A 25,154-nucleotide genomic window follows, 5' to 3' on the forward strand; every position below is an offset into this window, starting at 1 on the left:
AGATGAGCCAGCCGAATATCGTGCTGATTACGGTGGACCAGATGCGGGCCGATCTGTTGGGCTGCGCAGGCCACCCCATCGTTCAGACGCCCCACATGGATAATATGGCCAGACAAGGCGTCCGCTTCGAGCAGGCGTATTCCACGACGCCGATCTGCATTCCCGCCCGGGCTTCGATTATGACGGGGATGGAAGGTCACCGTATGGGCATTACGACCTATGTGGAAGGCTTCCAACTGCCTACCGGCGAAACGCTGCCGCAGCTGCTCAGCGATGGGGGCTACGAGACGCGGGCCGTAGGGAAGATGCACGTGTATCCGGAGCGCTGTCATTACGGCTTCGACAGCATGCTGCTCTGTGAGGAAGGGCGGATGTTCGGCGCCAAATCGCCGCACAAGCGCGGGTATGACGATTACGAGATGTGGCTGGCCGAGCAAGGGTATCCGGGGCAAGGCTTTGCTCACGGCATGGCCAATAACGAATATGCGATGTCACCTTGGCATCTTCCGGATCATCTGCATCCGACGGAATGGATCGCGGACCAGAGCTGCAAGGCGATCGTCCGCCGAGACTGGACGCGCCCGTTATTTCTGTGGGCTTCATTCACGGCGCCGCATCCGCCGCTAACTCCGTTAATGCGCGATTTGTATCTCTATGAGCGGGATGCGATGCCGCAGCCTGCGGTCGGCGATTGGGCAAAAAGCCATTCGTTGTATCACGAACGTCTTGCGGCGGCCTACGGCGCAGATACCCGCACCGCCAAGCAGGCGGATCTCGCCTACCGCGGCTTCTTCGCCTCGATCACCCAAGTGGACCGGGCGATCAACCGTCTGATCGGAACGTTGCGCGAAGCGGGCATGCTGGATAACACATGGTTGATCTTCACGTCCGACCACGGAGACAGCATGGGCGATCACCGCATCTGGTTCAAGGCCAACTTTTTGCAGGGAGCGTGCCGGATTCCGCTGATCATCGTACCGCCGGCAGGCGCTGGGCGAGAGGGGCTGACCGCTGGAACAACGTGGACGCCCGGGCTGATCGACTCGTCGCCCGTCGGGCTTCAGGACCTGATGCCGACGTGCCTGGACATTGCGGGCATCGCCGCTCCCGATGAACTGGACGGCCGCAGCTTGCTGCCGATAGTCAGGGAACCCGGCCAGTCGGCCGTTCGCGAGATGATACTCGGCGAGTTCGGAGTAACTGGCAAGCGCTCGCTGATGGTGACGGACGGCAAATGGAAATATATCTGGTATGAGGAAGATGGCAGGGAACTGCTGTTCGATATAAGCCGTGATCCGCAGGAGCTGACGGACCTTTCCGGCAGCGAACGTGGGCAGCTAAAGCGGCTCAAAACCGATCTGACGGCAAGGCTGGCGGCTCGCGAAGCCGATCCGGCTGTGCGAGAAGGCGCGCTTGCGGCGTCCGGCCCGATCCGCTCCTTGAGCGAACGGGAGAAGGCGCTCATGGCGCAATACTACAATCCCCGGGGCCTTCATTAGCTGCCGGGACGGGAAGGACAACGACGATGATCCCTTTCATAGCGAAGCAAGACCAGCTGGAGCGTAAAATGGCGGAGTGGCAGCGGCTCGCCGGTCCCTTGCTGACAACGGATGCTATCCGTTCGTACAGCGGCCATCCCGTATATGCGCTTACGTTAACGGATCCGAGCGTACCTCGATCGGACAAAAAGGCCGTCTATGTCGCGCAGCCGCATGCGCACGAGCCGGGGACGACCGCGGGGATGGCGGACGTCATCGAGCAGTTGATCGCCGGGAAAGATTTGGCCGGGAAGCCCACTGCTTTAGACCGGGAGCGAATACTCGCGAACACGGTCATTACGTTCAATCCGATCGGTAATCCGTTCGGCAGGGAAAACGCGCCGGAGCTGTATTACGACGGAACCAAGTATGATCCGGCTGCGTTCCGCTGCCTCATCTTTGGCGAAGATCCGGAGCAGCCGGGCTGCCAGTGGAAACGTGTTGATGTGTGGGACCTCAGACAAGAACAGGCACCGGATCCGGTAGGGATCGTCTATGAACCGATTGACGAATTTCACTATGCGGAGCCGAACCGGACTCGGCTTTCTTCCTATTTTCAGCTGTTCGCCAAGATGGACGCCATGCATCGTTACGAGTATTGGCTTGATTTGCATCAGATGATGTTTATTGACGGGAACTTTGAAGATACAGGCTACAGCTGTCAAATATTTCTGCCGATCGCCGGGCTTGAAGCTGAAGCGATTGCGGCGGAGAACGAAGTGTGGGCTTCCGATATTACGGAGGCCTGGCTTGCGCGCGGCTTCGCTGCGGCTGCTCCGCATCGTTCAGGCTATACCGGCGCGCAGGCGGAATACTTCAGGAATACGTTTGGGGACCTGCATCGGCGGATGCACCGGATTACGACTGAGGTCGTGACGAACCGGCAGAAGTACCCTGTTGAGGTTCAAGTGAAGGCGCAGTCGGCTGCTATCGAGGCGACCCTGATGCGCCTGCAAGGAAAGGGGATTCATTCAGCATGATCGTTGATTCGGATACTGGGGAGAACCAGGGGTTGGCTGCGAGCCAACTGGACCTGTACGCTGCACGTCTGACCGAGCGGGGCACAAAGTCGCTGCTCGTCTTGAGAAATGAACGGCTTGTGCTTGAGCAATATGCAGGCGGTTTTTCTCAGACGACGCCTCATTATACAGCTTCGCTCGCCAAGACGCTCGTAGGAGGCCTCGCGTTGGCCGTTGCGGTCAGCGAAGGGTACATGGCCTACGATGATCTGGCGTGCACATATATCAAAGCTTGGCAGGAAGATCCGCTCAAATCTCGCATCACCGTCCGCCAGCTTGCTGCACATACTTCGGGCCTGGACAACGCCGCACAGGGCACCGAAGCGGGCTGGGAGCGCATGTTTTGGCAAAAGGATCCGGGTCCGGATGCGCTCGACCCGATCACCTGCGCCCTGTACAAGGCGCCGCAGATTCACGAGCCAGGCACCTCATTTCTGTACAGCAATCCGGGCTTTGCCGCATTGGCTTACGCGATTACGGCGAGCTTGCAGCCTACGCCTTACCCGAATATCCGTGAGCTGCTGCGCGAAAAGCTGATGCTGCCGCTCGGCATTGCTGACGCGGAGTGGAGCATCGGTTACGGCAAGCCTTTTCCGCTGGACGGCATGGAGGTTTACGCCACCTGGGGCGGCGGGGAATTTACGGCCCGGGCCGTGCTCCAGCTCGGTCGGTTGCTGCTGCACACAGGGCGCTGGGAAGGCCGCGAATTGATTCGTCCGCAAGTGCTCAGGCCGATGATGGCCGGCAATTACAAGTCGGTGCTGCGCGACGAATTCCCGGAAGGCTTCCTGCCGACCTCGTCGGTAGGCGGCTTTGTCAATCATTACAACGTATTTCCGAGCGTTCCGGATTGTACGTTTATCGGCGCAGGCGCAGGCCATCAGCTGATGATCGTCATTCCGAGCCTGGATATGGTCATTGTCCGGATGGGCGATTCTTTGCTGCAAGGCGCAAAGCGCGCCGATGAGGACTTCTGGAACGCGATCAAGGAGCTGCTGCTGGATCCGATTCCGGCGATGCTGCTGCACCAAAGCCCGTTTCCGCAGAGCGACCGCGTCCGCAGCGTCTCCTTCGAACCGGCGGCAAGCATCCGGATCACCGGGGAGGACAGCGATAATTGGCCCTGCACCTGGGGGGAAGACGGTACTTTGTTTACCTCTTACGGAGATGGATACGGCTTCGTGCCTCATACGGAGAAAAAACTGAGTCTCGGACTGGCCGTTCTTCACGGCACGCCGCAATCGTTCGAGGGCGTCAATCTGCGCACGGAAACCGGCGAGCGGGAAGGAGACGGACCGCATGGACTCAAAGCAAGCGGTCTGTTGGCGGTGGACGGCACGCTCTATATGCTGGCCCGCAATGCAGGCAACTCGCAGTTGGCCTGGTCGGAAGACAACGGCCGCACCTGGGAATGGGGCTTTACGTTCGAGACCAGCTTCGGCTGTCCGACCTTTGTCAACTATGGACAGCATTACGAAGGGGCTCAGGACAATTATGTATATATTTATTCGCCTGACGGCCCAAGCGCCTATGAAGAGTACGATCATATCGTGTTGGCGCGGGTGAACCGCGACCATATCCGCAGCCGGAGCGCTTACGAATTTTACCGGGGAACGGATGAAGCGGGTGCGCCCATCTGGACAACCAAGCTGGAAGATCGAGGACCGGTGTTCACCTTCCCTCGCCACTGTCACCGGCTGGAGGCGCTCTATCATGCAGCGACCGGCAGGTATTGGCTCGTTCCGGCCTGCAATCACGAAGGAAGCTGGGGCATCTTCGATGCGCCGACTCCGTGGGGGCCTTGGAGTACGGTCTATTATACCGAGTATTGGGGGCTGGGCCGGACGCATTCGTACCGTTTCCCAACCAAATGGATCAGTACGGATGGCACGCAACTTCAGCTTATTTTCTCCGGAAGACGGTTCAAAGCGACGGATTACGATGCGTGCTGCGTACGCACGATGACGCTGCAGCTTGCAGGCGATGACATCCGTCCATGAGCTACTTTGTCCATATTTTACTGTTGAATGTCGTTCCAATCGGCATTATGATCGCCTTTGGCTTCGTCATGGGCAAGAAGTATTCGCTTCACGCCCAGACGCTGTCGAAGCTGGTGTTTAACCTGTTTATGCCAGCCTTCATGTTCATACTGCTGCTGGAGGCTTCGATTTCGTGGGGCTTGGCCTTCAAGGTGCTTGGCTTTAATCTGGCCTTCGTCATTGTTCTGGCGCTGGCTGCGGCGGCCGTTATCCGGTTGCGCCGTTATGAACCGCGGATGGCGAGCGCGATGCGCAACAGCATTATGTTCTATAACAGCGGCAATTATATGATTCCGTTAAATCAGCTTGTGTTTGCAGGCAATCCGAATACGCTGGCCGTTCAGGTGATCGTGTCGGTATTTCAAAATCTGCTGCCGGGCACCTATGGCGTCTACAACGCCAATGCGCACAAAGGGCGGCTGCTGGCGGCGCTCCGGACGACGCTGACCTATCCCGGCATTTACGCGGCTGCGGCCGCCGTTCTGATCCGGAGCTTCCACATCCCGATTCCCGAATCGCTGCATTTGCCCTTTGATTACATGGCGAACGGGACGGTCGCTCTGGCGCTAGTGACGCTGGGCGTCCAGCTAGCGGGCTTGAACGGGAACATCCGGTATAAGGATGTCGTTATTTCTGGCTCGCTGCGGTTGCTGGCGGGGCCGCTCATCGGCTTCGGGCTGGTGAAGCTGATGGCGTTTGAGGGAGACATCGCCAAGGCGCTCGTCTTGTCCTGCGCCGCACCTACGGCGCTGATCAGCGCGCTGATCGCGATTGAATACGGAAACGAGGCGGAATTTTCGTCGCATGCCGTGTTGTTCTCGACGATGGCGAGCATGCTGACCGTGACGCTGACGATTTTCATGATCACTTGATGCAATTGGGAAAAGGAGGAAACCCACTGTGTTGGAACAATTGAAGCGGCATGCGGCATCCATCGGCAAAGAAGCTTGGCGGCCGATGCTCGTGTATACGGCGGAGCTGCACGAGCGGAATATGCATCCGGCCAGCGCTCCGTTCCCGTACCCGTGGGAGGAAATCGGCATCGGTTACTTCGCGTCTCCGGCCTTCGGACATTGGGATCTCATCCACCAGGTCATGGATTCGCTGCCCTGCGAACCGCTGCACGCCAGGCATCAGCTATTGAATAATCTGGCGCTGCAGGGGGCGGACGGACATGTGCCGGGTACGATCTGGCTGTGGAACAATCAGGTAAAATGGAGCACTGTCACCGGCAATCCGCCCGTCTGGCCGATCGCCGTGCAAGAGCACTATGAGCTGCACGGCGACCTATCGCTGCCGGAGGCTTGCTACGAGCCGCTACTCCGCCAGCTAGGTTGGTTCGAGCGCAAGCGCAAGGCGGAGGGAGAGGGCTACTTCTATACGGACATCCTGACACATTCCTGGGAAAGCGGCATTGACGACGGCGTCCGCTACGACGCTGTGCAGACCGGGGCTTTCGCCTGCATCGATGCGACCTGCCACGTGTATCAAATGTACGAACACGCTGCAAAGTGGGCGGAGCTTCTGGGGCATGAAGCCGACAAGGCGCGGTTTGCAGCCAGGGCGGAGCAGCTCGGGGCTTACATCCGGGAACGGCTTTATGCCGAGGATGCGGGTTTCTTCTACGACAGCTGGTCGGTGAACAACCCCGCATTGCGCCGGACGACGATGGACGGCATGTGGCCGATCGTCGTCGGGGCGGCAACGAAGGAGCAGGCGAATTCGGTCATTGACCGTTATTTATTGAATCCCGAGCGATTTTTCACTGCGCATCCGATTCCCGCCGTCAGTCTGGACGATCCCGGGTTCGAATTGCGCATGTGGCGCGGACCTACGTGGAACAGCATGACGTATTGGGCGGCCCGCGGCTGCGTACGGTACGGCCGGACCGATGCGGCGTTGAAGCTGCTAGAGAAAGCCTTGGACGCCACGGCCGAACAATTCGAGCGGACCGAAACGGTCTGGGAGTTTTATCATCCGCATCTCGGCGAGCAGACGGCGCTGGCAAGAAAGCCGTATACGGACGTCAACGAGCCGTGCCGCGATTATTTGGGGCATAACCCGGCGATCGCCCTGGCCCGTTTGTGGACACAGTTGCAAGCGAGCGGGGAGGTATTTCAATGAGCGCGGGACCGTATTCGTTCTCAGTATTTACGAAACCGTGGAAGTCATTGCCGGCGGAGCAGCTTGCGGAGAAAGTTCGCACGCTCGGATTCGACGGCATTGAGTTCCCGATACGCGAAGGCTTCCAGGTCGAGCCGCACAATGCGGCTGAAGCGCTGCCGAAGTTAAGCCGCCTGATGGCGGATTACGGATTGCGCATCTACAGCGTGGCCGCTTCGACGGAGGAATCCGTATTCGCCGCCTGTGCAGAAGCCGGTGTACCGGTGATCCGCATTATGCTCGACATCGACTTCGACGAAGGGTATTGGCAATCGGAGAAACGAATCCGAGCGTATATAGCCGGCTTGCAGCCGCTCTGTGAAAGGTACGGCGTGAAGGTAGGGGTTCAGCAGCATACCGGCAGGACCCGTGTCAAAACGGCCGCAGGGCTGCTCCGCTTTCTCGAACACACGGACCCCCGCTGCTTCGGGGCGATCTGGGACGCCGGTCACGACGGCTTACGCGGAGAAGGGCCGGACATCGGCCTGGATATGCTGTGGCCGCAACTGTGCATGGTGAACTTGAAGAACGCCTACTACCGGCAGACGAACCCCGAAGACGAGCAGCAGGCGCAGTGGGAAACGGTCTTTACAACCGGACGCAGGGGTATGGCTTCCTGGCCGGCCGTGGCCCGATGCCTGGAGCAGCGGCAGTATGAGGGCGTGCTTTGTTTAACGGCGGAATATGAGGATGAGCGACTGATCGACCGGCACATTGCCGAGGACATCGCCTACGCGAAGGAAGTATTCAGTATGAAGCGCGGCGATTGACCCGGGTTCGCGGGATGCGAGCAGGCAAGGCGCTAGTTGACGGGAGAGGAGCGACGGAAAGCGATGGGGAGTGTATTTATATCGAAGCCGGCGCAGTTGGAAGAGAAGCTGAAACAATGGAGATGCAATGCTCCGGATAACCTGCGGGTTGATGCTGAAATGGCCTACACGAGCCATAACGTTTATGCCATTACGATCACCGATTTTACCGTGCCTGACGATCGGAAGAGCAAGCTGTACGTTGCGCAGCCGCATGCGCATGAACCGGCGACGACGGCAGGGATGATCGATGTCATCGAGCAGCTGCTGACCGGGAAAGACTTGGCTGGCCGCCCGACGAGCCTGGATGTGGAGAAGGTGCTGGCGACGACAGTGTTGACCTTCAATGCAATTGGCAATCCGGGAGGGACGGAGCGATCTCCCTATCCGTACTGGGACGGCTCCAATGTGAGCAATGAACGATTCCGGTGCATCATGTTTGGGGAAGACCGGGCTACGCCGCTGAAAATATGGAATCGAGTGGACAAATTCGATATTAGGGAAGTTGAAGCACCCGATCCGATCGGCATCGCCTATGAACAGATTGATTCGTACACGTATGTTGAGCCGAACCGGAGCCCGCTCTCCTCGTATTCGAGGCTGTTTCGGCGTATGCACCAAGTCTACAACTACCGTTATTGGCTCGATCTTCACCAGACGGAGTTTGATGGCGCACCGACGCAATGCCAGATTCTGCTGCCGAATCCGTCGCTGCAGGAAACGATTATGCAAGCGGAGCAGCAGCGCTGGGCGGACCAAATATCGGATGACTGGCGGGAAGCCGGATTCAGGGTTGCGCCTCCGATGCCTTCGGGGTATACGGGCGCTCAAGCCGACTATTTCCGGAAGACATGGGGCGACGTGTACAAGGTGATGCACAAGATCGTCATAGAGGTCAAAAATAATGCGGCCGATATGCCGCCGGAACGACAGATGGCCGCCGAAGCGTCGGCGATCCTGACGACGATCCGTAAATTAAGCGAATAAAAGGGGGAGCTTATCGTGGCCCATAAAGCAAAAACGTACATTCTACCGTCAGGTCCGGCCTTGGATAAAGTGTGCCCGCCTGCCTTTCGCGAAGTCATGGACGACACGTTCGACACGGTATGGAACTTGTCCGACGAACCCTATACGACGGAGCAGTTAGCGGCGATTATCGGCGATGCGGAGATTATCCTGTCCAGCTGGGGCTCGCCCCGCATCACGCTGGATATGTTGAATAAAGCGGAGCGTCTGCGGTATTACGGCCACGCTGCAGGCTCGGTGAAGGGCTTCGTGCCCGGCGAGATTGTGGAGCGCGGGGTGAAAGTGTTCTCCGGCGCTCCGAGGCTGGCGCAAAGTGTCGGCGAGTATTGCCTGACGGTACTGTTGGCCATGCTGAAGCAACTGCCGGCGTGCAGCGAGGCGGTTCGGAGAGGAGGCTGGTGGGACATTGCCAACCAGCATCTCGGACAAGAGTTGGCAGGCCAAACGATCGGCATCGTATCGGCTAGCTCTACCGCTCGCGCTTTTTTGCGGCTGCTAGGTCCGTTCGGGGTGAAGGTGCTCGTTTACGATCCGTATCTAAGTGAAGACCAGGCGCAGCAGCTTGGCGTGGAGCGGGCATCGCTCGAGCAGGTGATGCATTGTCCGATCATCTCGCTGCATGCGCCGGCGCTGCCGTCAACGGTCAATCTAATTGACGAGAGGTTGATTCGTTCCATTCCGGATCACGCCATCCTGATCAATTCGTCGCGCGGAGCGGTGCTCGATGAAGGTGCCTTGCTCGCTGAGCTTCAGACAGGACGCTTCCGGGCTGTGCTGGACGTTCTGCAGCAGGAGCCGCCGGGCTTGGCGTCGCCTTTCCTGCAGCTGGACAATGTGCTCCTCACGCCGCATATTGCAGGCAATACGGAGCAGTGCAAAAGGGCGTTAATGCCAGAGATCGTCGGCGATATTGTCAGAAGCATGCGCGGGGAGCCGACACGTTACGAAGTCGCTCCTGGCACTTGGAATATTTTGGCATAGAATTGGGGTGGTGTACATGGAGCCAGTTACAATCGTGTTAGCCGGCATTGGTGGATACGGGGTCAAGTATGTCAAAGATTTGTTGAGCGGGGGAGGCGACTGCCCGTTTACGCTTGTCGGAGCGGTTGACCCATATCCGGACCAAAGTCCTTTCCTAGGTGAGCTGATGGAAAGAGGAATCCCGATCTATGCTTCGCTGGAGCAATTTTACGCGGCATCACGTGCGGATTTGGCTGTCATTTGCACGCCGATCCAATTTCATTGCGAGCATACGTGTCTGGCCTTATCGCACGGAAGCCACGTATTGTGCGAGAAGCCGGTCAGCGTTACCGAGGATGAAGCCCTGCGCATGATCGCTGCAAGGGAGCGTGCGGGACGCTTCGCGGCCGTTGGGTATCAGTGGAGTTACAGCGCGGGGATGCAAGCCCTGAAACGGGATATTCTCAGCGGCCTGTTCGGAAAACCGAAACGGCTGCGTACGATGGTGTTATGGCCGCGCACCGACCGTTACTATGCGCGGGGCTGGGCAGGCCGGAAGCGCGACGACAAGGGAACCTTGATTCTGGACAGCGTCGCGAACAATGCGACAGCGCATTACCTTCATAATATGTTCTATGTGCTGGGACGGGACATCGGGGCCAGTGCGCAGCCAGCGAAGGTTACGGCGGAGCTTTACCGCGCGAACCCCATTGAAAATTATGATACGGCGGCGATGAGATGTTATACGGAAGACGGCACGGAGCTGCTGTATTACGGCTCTCATGCGGTAGATCGACGAGTTGGCGCTTTGTTTCACTATGAATTTGAGCAAGCTGAAGTTACGCTCGACGACGGACAGCCGGGCTCTCCCATTATAGCCCGTTTCCATAGCGGAGGTACGAAGGAATATGCAAATCCGAATGTGGACAGCAGCGTCAAGCTGTGGGCGGCAATCGCCGCCGTTCGCGGCGAACGGGACCGGCTTGTGTGCGGGATTGAAGCGGCCCTATCCCATACGTTGTGCATCAACGCGATGCAAAGGTCGGTGGAGGATATCGCCGAGTTCCCGGCAGAGCTGGTCAAACGAGGAAGGCCGCTTTGGAATCATGAGGACGGGAACTACGTTGCGGGTCTGGCAGACCAATTGGAGCTTGCTTTCGAGCAAGCGGTGCTGCCTGTTGAAGCGGGATTCGAATGGGCGCGGCGTGGAAGAGAAGTTGATGTCTAAAAGGGGGAAATGGCATGAGCGGGAAACCGGTCATTGCGGTCACATCCGTGTATGATAACGGAAATACGTTTTTGCATAAGGACTACTCGGCATCCGTCCGTTTGGCCGGAGGGGTTCCGCTAATCGTTCCTTATGTAGCGGAATCCGAATTGCTTGACACGATTTGCGAGATCGCCGACGGGCTGCTGCTGAGCGGTGGCGAAGATATCGATCCGAATTTGTACGGTGAAGAGCCGCTGCCAGGCTTAGGTACGCTGACGCCCGAACGGGATCGGGTGGAGGTGCTGCTGACGGAAAGATTTCTGGCTGCGGATAAGCCGATCTTCGCGATTTGCCGGGGCATGCAGCTTCTGAACGCCGTCTGCGGCGGAACGCTGCTGCAGGATATTGCGAGCCAGCGTCCGAATGCGCTGCAGCACCGGCAGCTTGCGCCGCGAGACCACTTATCGCACCGTGTCGCTGTCGAAGCCGGATCGCTGCTGGAACAAGCGGCGGGCTCGGCGCAGCTGCGCGTGAACAGCTTTCACCATCAGGCGGTGAAGCAAGTCGCGCCTGGATTTCGCGTGAATGCGGCCGCTGCGGACGGCATCGTGGAAGGGATGGAAAGCATAACGCACCGGTTCGTACTGGGTGTACAATGGCATCCGGAAAATTTGACCGGAGGCGACGAGGCGGCAAGCCGGTTGTTCTCCGCATTTATTGCGGCATGTGAGCGAAAGGAGAACGGCTTATGACAACGATTGCGCATATTGAGCTCTATCCCGTCAACGTACCCTACCGCAAAGCGTTTACACTCGGCAACGGGGTGACCAGCGATGCGTCGGGGCCGGGCAAGCCGGTACTGTTCGTACGTATGGAGACCGACGACGGGCTGGTCGGCTGGGGCGAGCAGCGGGCGGAGCCGCGCTGGAGCTATGAGACGATCGAAACGATGGCAGCGGCGATTCGTTACCATCTCGCGCCGCTTGCAATCGGGCTGTCTCCGTTTGACGTCGCCCTCTTTCACGAACGGGCGGATGCCGCGCTAAGCGTCTCCGTTTCGAACGGCATGCCGTTCGCCAGGGCGGCTATGGACATGGCTTTTCACGACCTGGCCGGTAAGCTGGCGGGTGTGCCGCTGCATGCCTTTCTGGGCGGCGCTCTCGCTTCCGAGGTGGCGCTGTGCTCGGCCATCGGCGTATCCTCGCCCGAGGCGATGGCCGCGCAGGCTCAGGAGTCGTCCGCCTATTCGGCGTACAAGATCAAAGTCGCCGGGGACGTGCCCGAAGATAGCGAACGCATTCGCGCCATAGCCGGGGTGACGGCCGGCAAGCCGTTGTGGCTCGATGCCAATCAGTCGTATACGCCCGGGACGATGGTACGGCTCTTGCGCTCCATTGCTGACGTAGAGCAAGTTGTCTGTGTTGAGCAACCGGTCAAAAGTACCGATTGGTCCGGCATGGCGGCCATCCGCCAGCGCAGCCCGCTGCCCCTTGCACTGGATGAAGGGTGCTTCTCTGCGAGCGATTTGGCTAAGGCGGTACGTTTCTCCGCCGCCGACATGGTGGTGCTGAAAATTTGCAAATCGGGGGGCATCCGCAAATGTCTGGAAACAGCGGCTGTCGCTAAGGCGAATGGCCTGGAGCTATTAGGCAGCGGATTGACCGATTGCGGTGTCGCGTTCGCTGCGTCCGTTCACTTGTTCAGCACGTTGAAGCTGGCGCTGCCTGCGGAGTTGAACGGTCCGGAGCTGCTGCAGGACATGCTGGTTCAAGGATTGGATATCCGCGATGGCGTTGTTCGCGTTCCATCCGCTCCGGGGCTGGGCGTTGAGCCCGAGGTGGAGAAGCTGCTCGATCTGCGCATCAACGTGTAGATGAATCGAACGGCCTCTGGAGGGAACTTCATGATACTCGAAATCGGCCCTTTGTGGGATAATTGAGAAATAGCTCTCAAGCCCATACAGGGAGGTACTAACAACATGAACGCAAAGAAAACAAAATTGCTTGCCTGCGTGCTGCTGCTCGCTTGCGGCTTGTCCGGCTGCCAAGATACCAGTCCGAAGAATGACAGCGCGGGCGAACCCGGCGACGCGAAGGCGACGCCGCTTGGCAAAGATGGCTCTACGCTTACGATTGGAGTAACGGACAACTATTACTCCCCCATGAGCTATACGAAAAATCTACCGGTGTGGCAGGAAGTGGAGAAGCAAACCGGGGTATCGATTGAATGGAATGTCAATCCGACCGAACAATATAACGATGTCATGCGGGTACGTCTGGCTGCGGCCAGCGGATTGCCTGACATTTTGCAGCTCCCGGATTCCCCCGTATCCTACGGGAAAGACGGGCTTATCCTTCCGCTGAACGATTTGATCGACCAGCATGCGCCGCACATCAAACAGTTTTTGGACGATAATCCGTATATCCGCCGCTTGCTGCAGGCGCCCGACGGCAATATCTATGCACTGTCCAGTGTGGTCAGCGGCACCGATTATACCGACCCGAGCGGGGTGCTCATTCGCAAGGATTGGCTGGATAAGCTGGGCTTGCAGGAGCCGACTACGCTCGATGAATGGTACACCGTATTAAAAGCATTCAAGGAGAAGGATCCGAACGGCAACGGGAAAGCAGATGAAATTCCGTTCTCGCCGAGATATTCCTGGGGCGGAGCCGCCGAAATATTCGGGCATGCGCTTGGCCTGCATGTGGCTGGGTACTGCCGAGGCTTTGATGTTGATGAGAACGGTCGGCTGCAGTACGGCTGGATGGACCCGAAAGCGGAGAAGCTGGTTGGCTGGCTGCGGAAGCTGTTTGAAGAGGGACTGCTGGATCCGGAATTTATGTCCAAAAAGGCGGACAAAATTTTGTCGGACATCGCCTTGGAACGCGTAGGCTCCACCAATCATTTTCTGAATGCAACAGCCAAATTCAACGCGGCCGTTGGAACGGGCAAGGCCAACTGGATGCTTGCGCTGCCTCCGGCGGATCCCGGCGTTGAGCGATTTTATGAAAAATCCGGGCCAATCGCCTCTTATTACGGCATTAGCAAGGATGCTGAAGACCCGGCGCTGGCGATCCGTTGGCTTGACTATATCTATGCCAGTGAAGAAGGGGCGCGTTTGCTCGCATTTGGCGTGGAGGGGCTCAGCTATACGATGGTCGATGGCAAACCGCAGTTTACCGATTTTATCGCGCATAATCCGGACGGGCTGGACCCGGCCAACGCCTTGAGATCGATCGGGGCATTCCCTACACTGCCCTGGATTCGCAGTCAGTACGGACCATTCTCCCTGCAGCCGAAAGCGCTGCTCAGCCTTGATCCGGCGATGATGGCGCAGGCCGATCGGGTAAGACCTTATCTGGTAGACACGCCGCCGATCCGGTTTATGCTGGCAACCAATGAAGAAATCGAAAAAGAAAAAAAGCTGAGCGTCAATATTGAAACCTACGTTGAGGAATCCGTTCTTCAGTTCATCTATGGCAGGAAGACAATCGACTGGGAAGCGTTCAGGAGCACCTTGATCAAGCTCGGAATTAATGATTGGCTTGCGATCAAACAGCAGCAATACGACAGAATCCAATCCTGACGCTTAAAAGGGGACAATAAGGATGCATACATTTCCATACGGAGCCGTGTTGAAAATACAGCGGGAGTTCTCGCTTGCCGATATTTATCAGAAAATGGAGGCGATGAAGCGATGCGGCATGAATACCGTCGTCGTCTGGCCTGCCGTTTTCTGGTGGGAAAACAGAGCCCATGCCCACTACCCGTTCCAGACGGGCATCGCGATTCTGGAGCATGCCGAACAGTTGGGTATGAAGGTCATTATGGAACTGGCCGGGCAAATTACATCGCTGGAGTATGCGCCCGATTTCTTGATGAAGGACGACTACTACGCCGTCAAGCAGGACGGCAGCCTTAAGAACGACGCTCGCGTCTTCGATTGTCTCAATTATAATCACCCTGAGATTAAGCAGCTGGTGAAGCAAAATTTCACTGCCGCGGCTGGGGCCTACAAAGGTTTCTCCGCGCTGTACGGCTACGATATTTTGAATGAGACGATGTTCACTTCGTATGACCGCTATACGCTGCAGCTTTTCCGGCAGTGGTTGGAGACTAAATATGGAACGATCGAGCGGTTGAATGAAGTGTGGGACCGCGCCTATTTCGGTTGGCATCAGGTCGAATTTACTTCCTGGCTGTGGCCCAGCGTTATGCCGTTCGTAGACTGGCAGCAATTCCGCAAAGCGAATGTGGGCATGATTCTGAGCGAGTGGAGGGGGTATGTGAAGGCCGTCGATCCGGATCGTCCGACGATTGCCGACAATATTCATTCGATGGTCGCTTCCGATCAATTTTATGATCGTCCGCATGATGATTGGAACGTTGCGGAGCATGTGGATGAGTTCGGCATTTCCTTTTATCCGAAGGAGAATGTGGCGGGAATGCCGCACTACAAGCGCTGGGAGACGTTCGTCGGCGCTCACTCGGCAACCCGGACGGGAAGGTTCTGGATATCGGAGATGCAGAGCCATCATCGGAACATGTTTAATCCGGGCAGCACCGTACTGCCTCATGAGCTGAAATGGTGGGTACTGGAAGCGATTTCACATGGGGCCAAAGGTATGGTATTTTGGAAATGGGATCCGTTCATCAAAGGCAACCAAACGTCCGGCCGAGGGCTGGTCGACGCCAAAGGAGCGGTGACGCCTCGGGCGGAAGCGGCTGCGGAGCTGGCAGGCATCCTCAAGGAGCATGCGGCTGAATTTATGACTTATGAGCCGGAGCAGCCTCATGCCGCTATCGTTTACGATAAGCTGACCCACGATTTTACCAAAGTGTTTACGAACGCGGTTCCGGAGGAAACGAACCTGTATATTGATTCGATCGCCGGTCTGTATGAATGCCTATGGGAGCTGAACATTCCCGTCAAATTTATTACGCCGGAGGATGTGAAGAGCGGCAAAGCGAACGCATTCCGCGTGCTGTTTCTGTCCAATCAGATCGTCATGGACAAGGAATTCGCCGCTGCGCTCGCGCATTTCGCGGAGCAGGGCGGCACCGTAATTGCCGATGGCAAATTCGGCGAAATCCGTGAAGACGGCATTCTGCACGAGGATTTGCCGGGAGGGGCGCTGAACCCGCTGCTTGGCTATCGGACGATCGATATCGATCCGCTGCAATTGGCGATTACGCTGCAGGAGGCGGGGACGAATGAAGCTGGGGGACTGCCGGGATTTTTCGAACGGAAGCTCTTGCAGGTTGAGAGCGAGCACGTTGAGGTGTGGGGCCGCTATGCGGACGATGCGCCGGCTGTGCTTGCTTCGCCGGTCGGGCAGGGGCGGATGATCTACCTTTCTACCTTATTGTGGTATGGCTATCATAAGAAACCGGACCCCGACATCCTGCGTTTTCTGCAAGGGTTGGATGCTGAGCTCGGTCTGTCACTGCATGCCAGCAGCGATCCGCGATTGAGGCTGTGCACGCTGCGGGGAGAGGATGGCCTACTGCTGTTCGTATTTAATTATCACGACGAGCCGATTGCTTCAGATCTTGTTGTGAATGGCGTCGATGCGCCGGCGGCAGAGGTTGCGGAGCTTGTGCGGCGGAGCGCTGTGGACGCGGTTTGCGAGGACAACCGGCTGCTGCTAAAGGCAGCGATTCCGAGCAAAGCTACGGCCATCTATCACGTTTCCTGGGGGAATAAGCGATGAAAGCAGGGGATTACCAATCGTTAGCGCAACAACCGATCCGGCTGGAACGCAATCGGGTATGGCGAACCTATTCGGGAGGCAAGCTGATTGACGCGTTTCAAGGAAATGAGCGGCAGGAAGACGGCGAAATGCCGGAGGAATGGGTAGCTTCCGTTGTCCAGGCGACCAATGTTGGTCGCGAGCACGTCCGGAACGAGGGGCTGAGTGAAGTTCGTCTGCCGGACGGCAGCAGGGTGACGCTCAAAGAAGCCATCGCTTCGGATCCGTGCGCGTATCTGGGAGAAGCCCATGTCCAGCAGTACGGGAGCCACCCGGCCGTGCTCGTCAAATTGCTCGATGCCGGCGAGCGGCTGACGATTCAGGTCCACCCGGACCGGGAATACGCCATGACAAAATTCCAATCCCGTTTTGGTAAAACGGAGGCTTGGTACGTTATCGGCGGCAGAGAACTCGATGGGGACGCGCCTTACGTTTTATTCGGCTTTAAGCCCGGCGTTACACCGGAGAAGTGGAAGGCATTGTTCGACAAGCAGGATATTGCGGGCATGCTGGATGCCCTGCATCGAATTCCCGTTCGCGAAGGCGACGTCTTCCTTGTCGAGGGTGGTGTTCCGCATGCGATCGGCAGCGGCTGCTTCCTGATCGAAATCCAGGAGCCGACCGATTACACGCTGCGGACCGAGCGGGTGACCCCGCGCGGCAATCCCGTGCCCGATCAGGCTTGCCATCAAGGACTGGGCTTCGATGCGATGCTGGAGTGCTTCCACTATGAAGCGCATACGTTGGAGGAGATCAAAGCGAGATGGCATATTGCGCCTGATCTTGTTCACGAAACAACGGGCGGCAGCCTCACCTCGCTGATTAAAGAAAGCGATACGGACCGGTTCCGGATGGATCGTCTGACAGTCGTCTCGGACTATACGATGGAGCCGAGCGGGACGTTTGCGATCGCGATTGTTGTGGAAGGGACGGGCGTCGTTCGTTGGGCGTCGGGAGAGCTTGGCGTCGCGCGAGGAGATACGTTCTTTTTACCGGCAGCTTTGCCTGCTTTGAATTGGAAGTGTGCGGACGGGGAGCCGCTTCAAGTCATCCTTTGTTATCCGCCTCGATCCTAAAACATGCTGAAGTCTCTCCGGATAGGGGGGCTTCGGCTTGTTTCATTTTTATCTATGCATAGGGAGGTAATCATAATGAAGGTTTGTATCATTGGATCAACGGGACATACGGCATATGTCTTGAAAGGGTTGAAAGAGCTGCCGGAGGTGGAGCTCGCCGGCATCGCTCCGGGTTCATCCGCCGAAGATGTCGAGCCGTTACTCCGAAGCGCTGAGGCTTACGGTTGGATGCCTGCGCAATTCGCCAGTTACACGGACATGCTGGATCAACTGAAGCCTGATATTGCTGCTGTCGCCTGCGGCTTTCACGATCATGCGGCTGTTGCGATGCAAGCGATGCGCAGAGGCATTCATGTTTTTGTCGAGAAGCCGCTCGCGCTGACACTGGAGGATCTGGAGCAAGTCAAAGCGATCCATCGGCAAAGCGGCGTTCATCTGGCTGCGATGTTCGGCATGCGGTATATGTCCTGTTTTCTCACGGCAAAGCAGTTGATTGGAGAAGGTGTTATCGGGGACGTCCGGTTAATGACCGCACAGAAGTCCTACCGCCTCGGGGAGCGCAGCGAGTTGTACCGGAGCCGGGCCACGTATGGCGGCACAATTCCCTGGGTCGGCAGCCATGCGATCGATTGGTTGTATTGGTTAAGCGGGGAGTCCTTCCATTCCGTGTACGCGTCTCATTCCTGCCGAGCGAATAACGGGCATCGCGAGCTGGAGGCGTCGGCGCTGTGCCACTTCACCTTTTCGAATGAAGTATTCGGTTCGGTCAGCATCGATTACTTGCGGCCGCGGCAGGCGCCAAGCCACTCCGATGACAGAATCCGCATCGCCGGATCCGAAGGGGTGTTGGAGGTTCGGGAACAGAAAGTGCTGCTGATGCGCAATGGGCTGGAAGGCGTCCACGAGATGCCGCTGCTTGCGGAGGGTCAGAGCTTCGTCGATTTCGTCCGGCAAGTGCGCGGAGAAGCCGCCTGCCTGGTAAGCGCCGCAGACTCCTTCGCTGTGACGGAAGCGGCGCTAAAGGCCAGGCAATCGGCCGACGAGGGCCGGATCGTTTATTTTTAGAGTTAGGCCTGAATCGCGGAAATCCGTACCGTCACGGTTGTGCCGTGACCGGGAACGCTTGCCATATGCAGGCCATATTGATCGCCGAAGGTCAGCTTGATGCGCTGATTGACGTTGCGGATCCCGATATGGTTGTTGGCGGTGATCCAATTTTTATCAGCCAGCTCTTGATTGATGCGCTCGATTTTGTCCGGATCGGCCCCGACGCCGTTATCGGCGACCCGAATCACAATCGAATCGCCCTCCAGTTGTCCGCTGATCGTAATCATTCCTTCCTGGGACATCGGCCGGATGCCATGGTAAATGGAATTTTCGATCAGCGGCTGCAAGGTAATCCGCGGAATTTTGTAGTTCATGATTTTCTCGTCGAGGTGCCATTGCACGTCGACTTTTCGCGGGTACCGGATTTTCTGAATATCGATGTAATGCTTGCAGTGCTCAATCTCTACGCGGATCGGCACCAGATTGTCCTCGCCCTCCAGTGAAAACCGGAGCAGCTGCGAGAGGGAGGAGATCATATCCGACACCACATTCTCTCCGCCCGATAAGCGGATTGCCTGCCAGTTGATCGTCTCCAACGTGTTGTACAGAAAGTGCGGATTGATTTGCGACTGGAGCGCGATCGCATAAGCGCGGTCGAGCAGGGACAGGCGGTAGCGCAGCTCGTTTTCCAGTTCGCGCTTCTCTCCGTAAGAGTCAAGGATGCTGGACGTAATATATTTAATCTCATTCACCCGCTTGGGAGGCGGAGATTCCTCCAGCCATTCTCCCGGGCGGCTGACGACGGACATAATCTGCTTGATCGGCATGTACATTCTCCAAGATACGACCAGCGAGATGATCAACGCGACCACAATGCTGAACAAGGAAGAGATGTACAAATAGTTGCGGATGTATTTGGCTTTGTCCTCATAGAGCTTCAACGGAGCGATGGAGACGAATTTCCAGTCGTTATACAAGGAATGAACATAAGATACCGATTGCTTGGATTCATCCTCATACACAAAGACCGGTTCATTCGGCTTACCCTCGGCTATGTCTTTCACCGGAATGACATCCGAGATGGGACGATTGATCAGGGTAAGGTCGTTGCTGCCGAGAATGGTGCCGTCTCCCCCGATGATAAAGACGCTGTCGATGTAATCGCTGCCGGTCTGATTAATCATGTTCATGAACCGGGCCGTATCGATATTGATAATGACGCTGCCGAGCTTGGAAGTTTCGAGCAGCGGGGCGAGCCGGAATAAGGTGATCAGTGTTTTTTCCTCGGACTCCGACTGGAACGTCTTCGCTTTGCGGGCTACGGTCCAAGCTTTACGCTGAGATTTGTTCGTGTTATAACTGTCCAGCCAGCCTTGATCGAGAAACTGCTCCAGATCCCATCGACCCATCTGGGACGAGATCACGCTGCGGTTTTGTTCGGAATACACGTACACCGACTCGACGAAATTCCGCATCGTATCCATCATATTCAGCTCAGCAGACATCTTGAGCACATTGACATTCAAATCGTAATTGTGCATCGGTGAGGGGGACATGAGTGTAGCAAGCGTCTCGCTGGACGCGATCCGGATGGAATAGTTGTCAGCCTCGCGGATCGTCATATCGATCATGTCCCGGATTCGGGATAAGGAATGAAGATGCGCCGAACTGATTTCTTCGGTCACGGTTTTGCTGTACAGTTGATAAATGCCCACACTGAAGCCGGTGACCGGCAGCAGGATCAACGACAAAATAATAAAAAAGTTTTTAATAAAGACGCTGCGAATCCGATAGTTTTTCACGATAAACCATAAGCTCAGAGAATCCCTCATGCTAGTCCCCCATGTATCGGTGTACGCTCGATCCTTTTCGTGAAAGCGGTTTATTATACGATTTGACTTCATTGTATACCGCTTGTCGACCAAGTAGTCAGCGGATGTGACTAAATGGCGGGATTACACCATTTTATCATAAATCCGCCGCAGCTAAAATGAAGATAAGCAGTCAAATTCATGCAAAGTCTGGGGGAACAAGAGAGATGATCAAATTAGGGGTAATCGGTTACGGATCGCGGATCGGCAACATTATCAGAGTGATGCAGGAGCAGCGCCCTGAATGCAAAATTCAGGCGATCACCGATATTCGCAACGATGAGCTGAAAGCGCAGAACAGCGCCTTGCAGGACGTTCATTTCTATGCCTCCTTCGAGGATATGTACAACAACGAGGAGCTTGACGGCGTGTTGATCGGTACGAGGTGCTCGCTTCACACGGAAATGGCGCTGAAGGTGCTGCCGACCGGCATCCCGCTGTATCTGGAGAAGCCGGTATCAACGACGATGGCGGATGTACACAGGCTGAAAAAAGCAAGCGATGCTTCTTCCTCGGAGGTCGTCGTCTCCTTCCCGCTGCGCGTGTCCAGAGTGGCCCGGATGGCTAAGGAAATCATCGATTCGGGCAAAATCGGTACGGTTGAGCACGTGCAAGCAACGAACAACACGCCGTACGGGAGCGTTTATTATCATAGTTGGTACAGGGATGAGAAAGAAACGGGAGGCTTGTTCCTTCAGAAAGCGACGCATGACTTCGATTACATCAACTACATTGTCGATCAAAGTCCGATTGCCGTATGCGCCATGACCTCCAAGCAAATCTTCAAGGGAACAAAGCCGGCAGGATTAAAATGTATGGATTGCGAAGAAAATAGGACCTGCGAAGAGAGCACGATTAAACTGCCCGAGAAAAAACGGGAAAGATGGGCCTACTGCTCCTTTGCCGAAGACACCGGCAATGAGGATTCCGGCAGCGCCCTGGTCCGCTACGAAAGCGGCATGCATGTCGCGTATTCGCAAAACTTTTTCGTCCGCAATAAAGCCGGTTACCGTGGCGCGCGCTTCATGGGGTATAAGGGCACGCTGGAGTTCAATTTCTACACAAGCCAGCTCAAGGTGTACATGCATCATACGAACAGAGTGGAAACGTATGATGTCGATGCCGGGAATGATCATTTCGGCGGCGATACCATGCTGGTCAACAACTTCGTCGACGTGATGCAGGGCCTGGACAAGTCGCACAGTACGTTGGATCACGGTCTTACCAGCGCTTTGATGTGCCTGAAGGCGAAGCAATCGGCCGAAACGGGGACATTCCAGACGATCGCCTGGGATGACAAATTCTAATAAGATGGAAAGCTGCCTGATGTGCTGACGCGCATTCAGGCAGCTTTTCTTTTATTGTGGCTGGCCGAGTCAATACAAGGTGGGTGGTATGTATTTCTCTTTTGACTTGAAAGCGTTTTCAACGACATGGCAATTTCACATATTTACCTCTCCCCAGTGCATCAGGCATAGTGATAACGAGTGCGGCTTCATCTTCGTGGTGCGCAAAGCTTGCGGAGCCGCCATCTGTACGGGGAGGTGAGCACTTCCTTTTTAAGTAAGCGATTACTGCTTGTCCGGGAAAGGCAACGCCATAACGATGAAAGGATGGAATGTCTAATGATGAAAAAGACGTTTTCCGCTTGCTTGTCGGTTACGCTGCTTGGCGGATTGGTCAGCTTGGGGCTGCCTAGTGCTGCGCATGCGGCGGATTTTACGGCGACGGTGAATGTGGACACGACGACGGAATACGATTTGCAAGAGGGATTGATCGGATACAACATGCATATCACGAACCGGGCGTATCAGTTTACCGATCCGGCCTATGTGAATATGGTGAAGGATTTGAACGCGAAGTGGGGACGCTGGTCGGCGGGGACGGCGAATGACGTATTTAACGTGAAGACCGGCCAAATGCCGGAGGAACGCAACGCCCAGATGTTCGATAACCGCAAGCTGTACTACAAATATGAGTGGGAACGGGAAATTGCGAGCGGAAAAGGGTACATGGACCTCGTGGCCTATTATGAGTTTTTGCGCAAAACGGGTTCCCGTCTGACGATTGTCGTGAACGGCTTCACGAGTACGCCGGACGAGATTGCTGATCTGGTGAAGTTTTGCCAGGACAATAACATCATCGTCGACTACTGGGAGCTGAGCAACGAGCCTTATTTGTTTAACGGCGGTACTTCGGCGATTCCGAAGTTCTATAACAGCGCGGTCGATTACTTGAACAAGCTCAAGCCGTTCCGCGATGCGATCAAAGCGGTCGACCCGAATGCGAAAACGACCGTCGCGTATACGCCGAAAGGCAACAATACGTGGGATACGAGCATTCTGAACTACACAGCGGGCACAGCCGTGCCTTGGTGGGATGCGATCGTGTGGCATACGTACGAAGCGAATGATCCGGATAGCTCCAACGGCGTTACGTTCGACGAAAGCATGAAGAACGGCAACTGGCTGCTGCCGCAGCTTCGCAGCCGGATCGACAACAATTACCTCGCGAACAGCGAGCTGAATCCGACGCCGATCATCCAGAACGAACTGGACGTCAAAGTGTCCGGACCGCTCTACAATACGCAGTATAATGCGATTTTTAATGCGGAAGCGATGATGCGCCTGTCCACGGTGCCGAAGGCGAACAACTATATGCTGACGGGCACGGGCGGCATTCCGCTCTGGACAATCGATGCTGCCGTCGATTACAACGATCGGGTGCTGGACGCTTATCAGAAGGATCAGGTGTTTGATTCCGCATCCGTCGATCATGAGCTGTATTTTAAAACGGCCGGTCTGTCCAATAAGCTGGTCAATCAAGCGATCAACAACAGCACGAAGCGCTGGAACGCCTCGGTAAGCGGAGGCACGACGGTCGCGACGCTGAGCGATACGCTGAATGCGTCCACAATCCCGGCGCTGTACGCGACGGCTTACAAAGGCAACTACAATAACAACAATAAGAACTACGTACTGATTACGAATAAATCCGATAAATCTCACGACGTGACTCTTCAAATAAACGGCACGAACGTGAACGCGGCCAAAACGGCGTACTATACGTCGTCGACCAACCCGCAGGCGGGCAACTCGTCGAGCGCGCCGACGGCGGTCTCGATCCAGACGGCGTCGTATACCGGCACGAATCCGATTCTGGTGCCGCCTTACAGCGTGATGCGAGTGGAGTGGAATCGCAGCGACGCGCTGATGGTTCCAGTGCCTACGCGCATTACGTCGGCCGAAACCGGAGCGGGCAACACGGTGGACCTGAAATGGTGGCCGATCGACGGGGCGACCGGCTATACGGTCAAGTACGGGACGGCGTCCGGCTCCTATTCGAGCACGGTGTCCGCAGGGACGGCTACGCAGTTTACCGTGAGCGGGCTGAGCGCGAATACGGTGTATTACTTTGCCGTAACGGCGAATAATGCGTCCGGCGCAAGCGGCGTGTCCAACGAAGTGAAGGCGCGGACGGCGATTCCGGCGGTGCCGACGGCGACGCGAGCTTTCGGGCAGCGCGGCAACATGGCCCAGGTGGAATGGCAAAGCGTGCCTTACGCCACCGGCTATAAGGTCAAATACGGCACGTCGCCTGGCGTCTACACGAACACGTTGGATGCGGGCAACCGCATGGGCATGAACGTGGAGGGGCTGACGTCCGGCACGACGTACTATTTTGTCGTGACGGCTTATAACGGCAAAGGCGAAAGTGCCGCTTCGTCCGAACTGAGCGCGAAGCCAGTGCTGGATCTGGCGTACACGCCGAATAATTTGCAGAGCGCCGGAGGCACTTCCACGAGTGTGAAGCTGACGTGGGAGCCGTCGTTCGTGCGGGCGTTCAAGGACTATTTTGAGGACGGTGTGGCGACAGATACGTGGACGGAAACGAAAGGCACTTGGGCGGTCATCGATCATCCGAGCGCGCAGCGGGATACGAAGGTTTACCAAGTGACGTCAACCGGAGGGCTGGCACAGTCGAACACGGGCAGCGCGAGCTGGCAGGACTATTTTGTGGAAGCGAATGTCGAGGTCAGTTCCTGGAACGCCGACGGCACGATCAGTATTCTGGGGCGGTATACGGACGACAGCAACTATTACCGGTATGTGTATGACAACAGCGACCAGACGTTTAAGCTGATCAAAAGCGTAGGCGGCACGTTCACGACGTTAGCCACGACGACCTTGGCGTCGCTGCAGGCGACGAGCTATTTTGAACCTTTTGACATCAACAATATGCATATGATTATGGAATTTGTCGGCTCTTCGATTAAGTGCTACATCGACAGCCGCGAGATTTTGAGCGCAACGGATTCTTCACTGACATCCGGCAAAATCGCGCTGGCGGCCAACAAGCAGCAGGCGATGTTCGACCGTGTATATGCATGGGTCGATAACATGACAGGATCGGCCGGCACCTACAAAATTTACCGGAGCACGTCACCGCAATCCGGCTTCAGCGTCGTTGCTTCCGGGCTGACCAGCCCGACTTACACGGATACGGGACTTGCGACGGGCACCACGTATTACTACAAAGTGAAGGCCGTTAAATCCGGCGTGGAGAGCACGGAAAATTCCGATGTGCTGACGGTTGTGAAGTAGGTCAGGGGGCAGCCTGAAGGGGCTGCCCACCTTCAAGAG

18 protein-coding genes are annotated in these 25,154 nt (G+C 56.5%); 17 read left to right on the plus strand and 1 reads right to left on the minus strand.

The genetic code is table 11. The annotated features are described in order from the left end of the window. Positions 1-2: 2 nt before the first annotated feature. From ABE504_RS28465 to ABE504_RS28535, 15 genes are all read left to right on the plus strand, one after another. Positions 3-1,499, plus strand: a complete 1,497-nt coding sequence (locus ABE504_RS28465; protein WP_430095370.1) for a sulfatase-like hydrolase/transferase — start codon at positions 3-5, stop codon at positions 1,497-1,499. Between the two features lie 26 nt (positions 1,500-1,525). Next, the gene (locus ABE504_RS28470; protein ID WP_430095371.1) at positions 1,526-2,518 is read left to right on the plus strand and encodes a hypothetical protein; all 993 of its coding nucleotides are present in this window, start codon (positions 1,526-1,528) and stop codon (positions 2,516-2,518) included. Continuing rightward, complete coding sequence (locus ABE504_RS28475) at positions 2,515-4,557, plus strand: serine hydrolase (protein WP_430095373.1); 2,043 nt, start codon at positions 2,515-2,517, stop codon at positions 4,555-4,557. The genes ABE504_RS28470 and ABE504_RS28475 overlap by 4 nt, the downstream gene beginning before the upstream one ends. Then, positions 4,554-5,468, plus strand: a complete 915-nt coding sequence (locus tag ABE504_RS28480; protein WP_430095375.1) for an AEC family transporter — start codon at positions 4,554-4,556, stop codon at positions 5,466-5,468. The genes ABE504_RS28475 and ABE504_RS28480 overlap by 4 nt, the downstream gene beginning before the upstream one ends. 28 nt (positions 5,469-5,496) lie before the next feature. Next, positions 5,497-6,720: an MGH1-like glycoside hydrolase domain-containing protein gene (locus tag ABE504_RS28485; protein ID WP_430095377.1), complete on the plus strand. Its 1,224-nt coding sequence runs from the start codon at positions 5,497-5,499 to the stop codon at positions 6,718-6,720. Continuing rightward, entirely contained in the window at positions 6,717-7,529 is an 813-nt protein-coding gene (locus ABE504_RS28490; protein ID WP_430095378.1) for a sugar phosphate isomerase/epimerase family protein, read from the plus strand. Before ABE504_RS28485 ends, ABE504_RS28490 begins: the two co-directional genes overlap by 4 nt. Positions 7,530-7,592: 63 nt before the next feature. Continuing rightward, the gene (locus ABE504_RS28495; protein ID WP_430095380.1) at positions 7,593-8,555 is read left to right on the plus strand and encodes a hypothetical protein; all 963 of its coding nucleotides are present in this window, start codon (positions 7,593-7,595) and stop codon (positions 8,553-8,555) included. A 15-nt stretch (positions 8,556-8,570) separates the two neighbouring features. Then, positions 8,571-9,575 carry a hydroxyacid dehydrogenase gene (locus ABE504_RS28500; RefSeq protein WP_430095382.1) on the plus strand — a complete coding sequence of 335 codons (1,005 nt, stop codon included), beginning with the start codon at positions 8,571-8,573 and terminating at the stop codon, positions 9,573-9,575. A gap of 16 nt (positions 9,576-9,591) precedes the next feature. Beyond that, positions 9,592-10,782: a Gfo/Idh/MocA family protein gene (locus ABE504_RS28505; protein ID WP_430095383.1), complete on the plus strand. Its 1,191-nt coding sequence runs from the start codon at positions 9,592-9,594 to the stop codon at positions 10,780-10,782. A 14-nt stretch (positions 10,783-10,796) separates the two neighbouring features. Beyond that, the gene (locus ABE504_RS28510; RefSeq protein ID WP_430095384.1) at positions 10,797-11,516 is read left to right on the plus strand and encodes a gamma-glutamyl-gamma-aminobutyrate hydrolase family protein; all 720 of its coding nucleotides are present in this window, start codon (positions 10,797-10,799) and stop codon (positions 11,514-11,516) included. After that, positions 11,513-12,637, plus strand: coding sequence for a mandelate racemase/muconate lactonizing enzyme family protein (locus ABE504_RS28515; protein ID WP_430095385.1), 1,125 nt, complete (start codon positions 11,513-11,515; stop codon positions 12,635-12,637). Before ABE504_RS28510 ends, ABE504_RS28515 begins: the two co-directional genes overlap by 4 nt. A gap of 105 nt (positions 12,638-12,742) precedes the next feature. After that, complete coding sequence (locus tag ABE504_RS28520; RefSeq protein ID WP_430095387.1) at positions 12,743-14,350, plus strand: extracellular solute-binding protein; 1,608 nt, start codon at positions 12,743-12,745, stop codon at positions 14,348-14,350. Positions 14,351-14,372: 22 nt separating this feature from the next. Continuing rightward, positions 14,373-16,478, plus strand: a complete 2,106-nt coding sequence (locus ABE504_RS28525) for a beta-galactosidase (protein WP_430095389.1) — start codon at positions 14,373-14,375, stop codon at positions 16,476-16,478. Beyond that, positions 16,475-17,593, plus strand: coding sequence for a type I phosphomannose isomerase catalytic subunit (locus ABE504_RS28530; protein ID WP_430095391.1), 1,119 nt, complete (start codon positions 16,475-16,477; stop codon positions 17,591-17,593). The genes ABE504_RS28525 and ABE504_RS28530 overlap by 4 nt, the downstream gene beginning before the upstream one ends. Before the next feature lie 75 nt (positions 17,594-17,668). Continuing rightward, a complete protein-coding gene (locus ABE504_RS28535; RefSeq protein WP_430095393.1) occupies positions 17,669-18,658 on the plus strand; it encodes a Gfo/Idh/MocA family protein in 990 nt (329 codons plus the stop codon). 2 nt (positions 18,659-18,660) lie between these two features. On the opposite strand, the gene ABE504_RS28540 is transcribed toward ABE504_RS28535, so the two are convergent. Continuing rightward, on the minus strand, positions 18,661-20,472 hold the full coding sequence (locus tag ABE504_RS28540; protein ID WP_430095395.1) for a sensor histidine kinase: 1,812 nt from the start codon (positions 20,470-20,472) through the stop codon (positions 18,661-18,663). 206 nt (positions 20,473-20,678) lie between these two features. Here ABE504_RS28540 and ABE504_RS28545 point away from each other — a divergent pair, with 206 nt between their 5' ends. Next, on the plus strand, positions 20,679-21,818 hold the full coding sequence (locus tag ABE504_RS28545) for a Gfo/Idh/MocA family protein (protein WP_430095397.1): 1,140 nt from the start codon (positions 20,679-20,681) through the stop codon (positions 21,816-21,818). A 318-nt stretch (positions 21,819-22,136) separates the two neighbouring features. Then, positions 22,137-25,115, plus strand: coding sequence for a fibronectin type III domain-containing protein (locus tag ABE504_RS28550; protein WP_430095399.1), 2,979 nt, complete (start codon positions 22,137-22,139; stop codon positions 25,113-25,115). Positions 25,116-25,154 lie beyond the last annotated feature (39 nt).

It is taken from the genome of Paenibacillus oryzisoli, from assembly GCF_050467285.1.
GTDB lineage: Bacteria > Bacillota > Bacilli > Paenibacillales > NBRC-103111 > Paenibacillus_E > Paenibacillus_E oryzisoli_A.

Excerpts from the sequence above, each read along its gene's own strand:
- ABE504_RS28545 (WP_430095397.1), top strand. The coding sequence starts at position 20,679 with ATGATCAAATTAGGGGTAATCGGTTACGGATCGCGGATCGGCAACATT.
- ABE504_RS28520 (WP_430095387.1), top strand. The coding sequence starts at position 12,743 with ATGAACGCAAAGAAAACAAAATTGCTTGCCTGCGTGCTGCTGCTCGCT.
- ABE504_RS28475 (WP_430095373.1), top strand. The coding sequence starts at position 2,515 with ATGATCGTTGATTCGGATACTGGGGAGAACCAGGGGTTGGCTGCGAGC.
- ABE504_RS28515 (WP_430095385.1), top strand. The coding sequence starts at position 11,513 with ATGACAACGATTGCGCATATTGAGCTCTATCCCGTCAACGTACCCTAC.
- ABE504_RS28480 (WP_430095375.1), top strand. The coding sequence starts at position 4,554 with ATGAGCTACTTTGTCCATATTTTACTGTTGAATGTCGTTCCAATCGGC.
- ABE504_RS28490 (WP_430095378.1), top strand. The coding sequence starts at position 6,717 with ATGAGCGCGGGACCGTATTCGTTCTCAGTATTTACGAAACCGTGGAAG.
- ABE504_RS28550 (WP_430095399.1), top strand. The coding sequence starts at position 22,137 with ATGATGAAAAAGACGTTTTCCGCTTGCTTGTCGGTTACGCTGCTTGGC.
- ABE504_RS28525 (WP_430095389.1), top strand. The coding sequence starts at position 14,373 with ATGCATACATTTCCATACGGAGCCGTGTTGAAAATACAGCGGGAGTTC.
- ABE504_RS28510 (WP_430095384.1), top strand. The coding sequence starts at position 10,797 with ATGAGCGGGAAACCGGTCATTGCGGTCACATCCGTGTATGATAACGGA.
- ABE504_RS28540 (WP_430095395.1), bottom strand. The coding sequence starts at position 20,472 with ATGAGGGATTCTCTGAGCTTATGGTTTATCGTGAAAAACTATCGGATT.
- ABE504_RS28535 (WP_430095393.1), top strand. The coding sequence starts at position 17,669 with ATGAAGGTTTGTATCATTGGATCAACGGGACATACGGCATATGTCTTG.
- ABE504_RS28465 (WP_430095370.1), top strand. The coding sequence starts at position 3 with ATGAGCCAGCCGAATATCGTGCTGATTACGGTGGACCAGATGCGGGCC.
- ABE504_RS28505 (WP_430095383.1), top strand. The coding sequence starts at position 9,592 with ATGGAGCCAGTTACAATCGTGTTAGCCGGCATTGGTGGATACGGGGTC.
- ABE504_RS28495 (WP_430095380.1), top strand. The coding sequence starts at position 7,593 with ATGGGGAGTGTATTTATATCGAAGCCGGCGCAGTTGGAAGAGAAGCTG.
- ABE504_RS28470 (WP_430095371.1), top strand. The coding sequence starts at position 1,526 with ATGATCCCTTTCATAGCGAAGCAAGACCAGCTGGAGCGTAAAATGGCG.
- ABE504_RS28530 (WP_430095391.1), top strand. The coding sequence starts at position 16,475 with ATGAAAGCAGGGGATTACCAATCGTTAGCGCAACAACCGATCCGGCTG.